This window comes from Helcococcus kunzii ATCC 51366, from assembly GCF_000245755.1.
Taxonomy (GTDB): domain Bacteria; phylum Bacillota; class Clostridia; order Tissierellales; family Peptoniphilaceae; genus Helcococcus; species Helcococcus kunzii.
This window is the reverse complement of the sequence record NZ_JH601088.1, coordinates 230,323-235,869: the sequence shown is the minus strand read 5'-3', so window position 1 is coordinate 235,869 and position 5,547 is coordinate 230,323. Positions and strand designations below refer to the sequence as shown.

General features: G+C 29.9%; 1 protein-coding gene. It reads right to left on the bottom strand.

Features of this window, described 5'->3' with window-relative positions; translation table 11 throughout:
* Window positions 1-5,294: beta-N-acetylglucosaminidase domain-containing protein (locus HMPREF9709_RS09425; RefSeq protein WP_005397075.1), on the bottom strand; the 5,294-nt coding region annotated here is incomplete at its 3' end.
* Between the last annotated feature and the right edge of the window lie 253 nt (window positions 5,295-5,547).

Below are 5,547 nucleotides of genomic sequence, written 5' to 3'. Positions count from 1 at the left end.
ACGCCATCAATCCATTGCCAGCCGTACGCTTGAGTACCTGTACCTGTTCTAAAGTACATCCAACCTAATGGAAGTTTTTGCCAGCCTGTTGCAAGTGTTCCTGATTTTCTAAAGAATCTCCAGTTTCCACTGATGAATTGTTTTCCCTTAACCATTGTGCCTGAGGATAATCTAAAGAAGTATGTGTAACCATTTTCTGGATTTGTCCACCAACCTTTTTTATATCTTGTGTTCGGACCTTCTAAAGATAACCAGATCATACCATTTTCATGATAAAATTGTGCCATAGATTCTCCTTTAGAGTTGAAGAATTTCCATGCATTTTTTATCCATTTCCATTCAGATATGGCTTGTTTACCATGATCAAAGTATATCCATTTTCCATTTTGTTGCTCCCAACCATGTCTATTTTCCGGTTCTTCAATAGGTTCTTCTGGGTCTTTTGGATCTTCAATCGGTTCCTCTGGATCTTCAGGATCTTTTGGTTCTTCTGGGTCTTCTGGTTTTTGTTCTGCTTTCTTCAGTTGTTTAATAGCTTCCAATAGACTATTTGTTTGTTCATCAATTTTCATTTGATCAATTTCATTTGTATCTAATGCTTTTTGTGCATCTTGAAGGGCTTTTAATAAATTATTAAATGAATTTTCATCATATTCATCTTTTAATTGTTCATACTTTTTAGCTTCTAAGATTGTAAATTGTAAATTAGTCTTATCAACTTCTGAATCAAATTTTTGTGGTAAATCTGGGTTTTCACTTGTTCCAAACACTTCAAATTCGTAAATTCTTGAAGCTCTATCATTATCAGCTTGATTTGGACGAGTTACCACTAGTTTTGCGTATTTTGCTTTTTGTAATGGAATTGAATGTTCTGTAACATCAGATTCATTATTTTTAACTTCAATAACTTTAGTGTATTCTGAACCATCATTACTTAGATAAATTTCATAAGCGGATGTGTTCATTCCTGGTGTTTCACCGCCAGCATGTGCATGATGAAGTTTAAATCCTTTAATTAGAGATTCATTAGCTAAATCAACTATGATATATTCATTACCTACATAATTTGCACCACACCATTTAGTCTTTAGACTTCCATCAACGGCATACTTACCATCTTCGGAAAATGCACATCGTGAACTAATCTTTGTGTTTTTATTTAATGCAATATTGTCAAATTTTGATTGACTTATCGTATCACTTACTGTAACTGCATTTTCAATTAGCTTAACATCTTCACCTAATTCATTTTTAGCAATTAATTTAATATCATAAATACCTTCTTTAGGATATTTAATTGTGACTTCTTTACCATTATTTGATACAATTTCTGCACCTTTAATAGACCATTCAAATTCTTTACTTACTCTACTACTTAAGTTTGTAATTGTAATAGTTTCATTTACTTTTGCTAAATTTTTTGATAGTGCAAAATCAGCTTTTGGATTTGGAGTAAATGATAGTATATCTTTTATAAACTTAACTAATGTAGTTTCAGAAATCTCTTTACCTGAAGCATATCCTGAGTTTGCAATTGTTTCTCTTAAATCACTTGCATCTTCTTTATTTATTACTTTTTTATGAAGTTCAAGAGAATTAATTGATTGTTGCGCTAATAGTTTTAATTTTTCAATATTATCTTGAGCATATCTTAAATATTTAGGTTCTAAATTATTTAATAAAGCATCGCAAGATTTTATTATTTTTTCGAATTCTACTTTTAAAGTAGCACTTAAAGTATCAAATTCTTTTGTACCATAGCTTTCCCAATATTTATCGATTAATTCATTCAATTCTGGAGCTTCTTTTCTACCAGAAGAACCAATGCTACCATTCATCCTTGTGGAATGATTTGCGAAAACTAACATATCTTGCGCTAAATCTCCAAATAGATTTTCAGAAACTTTTTTCCACGCTCTATCAGGATTATATTGTTCATTATTCCACATGAAATCAGCACCAGTACCAATTGAAATCTTTGATAATTCTGCGTATTCCATAGGATTTAATGTGAAGTAATTAATATATTTGTGAATTTCATCACCCATATCTACGATAGGCCCCAATGCCAATTTTTCGATTTGGTAATCTGTAACTGGATAATTGTGCCATACCGCAGTCATATCACCAAATTTACCATTTATCCATTTAGCATCTTCATTTGAAATTCCATCAGCAACAACTACATTTCCTGTCCACATTACAAAAATATCTTTTGATAATGTGTTAATAAAATCATCCATATATTTAATAGAAGATTCATTTTTAGTCATGTCGAATGTATTATATTGTTTAGGAACTGTGATTAATTTGCCAACACCTTCTTTTTTATTTATAAATCTTTCATTTACCTTATTAAGAATGGTTGCGTGTGCTTTTCCATCATTACTATTAATATCATCAAAGAATACAGCAAAATGTCTAATACCTGCATCATACAATTGTGTCAATTTTGCAATCAATGTGTCAATATCAGATTCAAGCCCTGCATTTATTGATTTTCCTGGCGCAATACCGTATACAAAATCAACTTTATTTAGTTTAGCTTCATTCGCTACTTGAACCAGTTTATCAAGCTCAGCTTTAGGATAAAGTGTACGCCAATTGTCCCTGTGGTATGGATCATGTTTTGGAGCGTAAATATAAGTATTTAATTTATTATCTCCGTAGAATTTCATTTGTGAAATTCTTTCTTCAACTGACCAGTCACCTTTCTTGTATGAATAGAATCCTTCAATCGTTCCACGGTGTTCCATACTAGGATAATCAACAATATCAGCCTTTACTATATCATTTCCACTTAAAATTTGTTCAAGAGTTTTTACTGCATAAAAACTTCCCTTATCATCTTTGGAATGGATAACTGTCTTATCATCTAGTGAATGCAATTCATAAGCATTATTCTTCTTATCTTTTAAATCTTGTAATTGTAAACCCTTAAAGCTATCATTAACGCCATCTAAACTGTTATCTTCTAATAAATAGAATGTATAATCTTCTTTATTTTCTTTTTCATTAATTTTTACATGTTTATCATTTAATACTTTAACAAGTAAATTGTATGCTGTTGTATCAAAATCTTCAGATTTTACAACATTTACAGAATTTCCAAGATTAATTGTCTCACCATTAGTCTTAATTTCTTTTACTTTAGGGAAAATGTCAACTTGTACTTTTTCTCCAATTTTTCTTAAAGATTTAATAGCATTATCTAATCTTGAAATCATGGCTTTAACCACTTCTTCATTAGCATCTTTATCAATATTTTTTGCTTCTTCTATAGTATTTATTAAATTCGATTTTGTACCTTCTGTTTTATCAGATAAATCGATAGATTCAGCTTCTTTAATTTTTTCAGATAATTTATTTAGAGTTTCTTCACTCGCACCTGCTTCGGAAGTTTCTACTACAAAATCACTTACTTGAAGCCAATTGCTCATTGGTTCTCTATTTTCAAGAACTACATATCTTGCATTAACATTATTGAAAATAAAGGAAATTGTCTTTTTAGCTTCAGTTTGTTCAAATATTGGTCCTTGTGATTTCCAAATTTTTCCATCAACAGAATATTTAACTTGATATTTTGTCCAGTGATCTCCACTAGAAGAACCACCCATTACAGCTCTAAATTTACCTAATTTATATACTTGACCTAAATCTACACCAACTTTATCACCAATTTCTTGTCCACCTTTTGACGTATCAAACCAAACAAATGTATCATCTTTTTTATCAAAAAGATTTGTAGCTGGATATTGTGATGATTGATATAGCTCAAATCCTTCTTTAGGTTGTTTATAAATACTACCAGCATTTAAAATAGGATTTGTAAATGCTTCAATTGGTTTTTCAGGATAGATTGGATCAACAATCTCTTCTTGTTTATATTTTTCTATTTCTTCTAATACAGCAGTCATCTCTTCTACTGCTTTTTCAACCTGAAATTCAGTTGCTTTTTCATTATCAAAAATTTCTTTAGAAATATTATATTTTCTTTCATTTTCTTTTGCTACATCACTAGGAACTTTATATGATTTATCCTCTAGTTTTACTTTATAATTTGATAGAAGTTCTGATAATTTAGACTTATCTTTAGCAATTGGTGTATTATCTTTATCTTCAAACACATCTTTGTTGTTTTCCACAAAAGTATTAATCCATTCATCTAATTTTGCTTCTTCATAAGGTTTTTCTGGATTGTCACACCAAAAACTTATCATTGACCCTATTGTAGGCACTTGAATTCCTACATTTTTATCATATTTAAATGAAGCCTCTTTCATCTTGTTTAACGCATTTTGACGATTATATCCACCATCATTTTCTCTACCAAGAACATAATACCAAGAGTCATTTACATTTAGTACATCATGACCTTGAGCAATATGTGTAGTAGATTTACCTACATAAAAACCACCCCAACCTTTAGTCCAGTATGCGATTATAATATTTTTGTCGAATGTATAACTAGTATTATCGTTATAGTAGATACCATCATTAAACGCCATTGGTCTAATATTTTTTGAACTAATATATTTCGCTAATTCATTAGCATAATCTGCAACTTTTTGATATTGACCATTTGCAATAATTTTATCCCATCCAGGCACTTGAAAAGCATCATTGGCAAATTCATCAAAACCTATATTGAAAATTTCAATACCTTTTTCATTAAAATAATCTACGTATTTTTTAATTAATGCTTTTGAAAATTCTACCATTTCATCATTTAATATATTTAATGTTGTAATAGATTTTTTTTCACCCAACCAGTCTTTTCTGACATAATGTGCATCTGAAATGCCAACACTTTCCGCTGCATCTAGGATTGCATCCATATGTCCAGGTGAATTAATAGCAGGAATAATTGAAATATTTTTTGATTTTGCATATTCAAATATTTCATCCATTTCTTTTTGAGTAATTACAGAATCAGCATCTTCAACTAAATTATGTCTATTTGCGTAATTTTGATTACCTAATTTGATGCCTTTCTTTATCTCTTCACTATCATATTTTTTATTACTAGTACTTACTGACATATCATCTAATATAAATCTCATGCCATCATTTCCTAATAACAAATGAAGATGTGTAAAGTTTTTTGCACTCAATTTATCAATGATTTTCTTTATATTCTCTGGTGAGAAATACTTTCTTCCAGCATCTAAACTCATTATCCTTAATTTATCACTTTCAAATGGATTAGTTGCCGCATCTACTCTCATTATTGGTAGAAAACCAATAATGAAAGAAAATATTAATAACCAAGATAATAATTTCCCTTTTTTCATTTTTCCTCCTTTTTTATTTTACGATTCACATATAAATAATTATTTAACGAATAACTTTTTCAAAAAAGGGATACTGGTTTAACCATATCCCCTCCTTGAAAAAAGTAATTTTTAAAATCTATGATTAGATTTATAGTTATTTCTTACCTATCAGTCTTCCATCCCAAGTAAAGTTGTACCATCTTCCGTCAATCCATTGTTTACCGGAAACTCTTGTACCTGTATTTGGTCTTAGGTATCTCCAAACGCCATC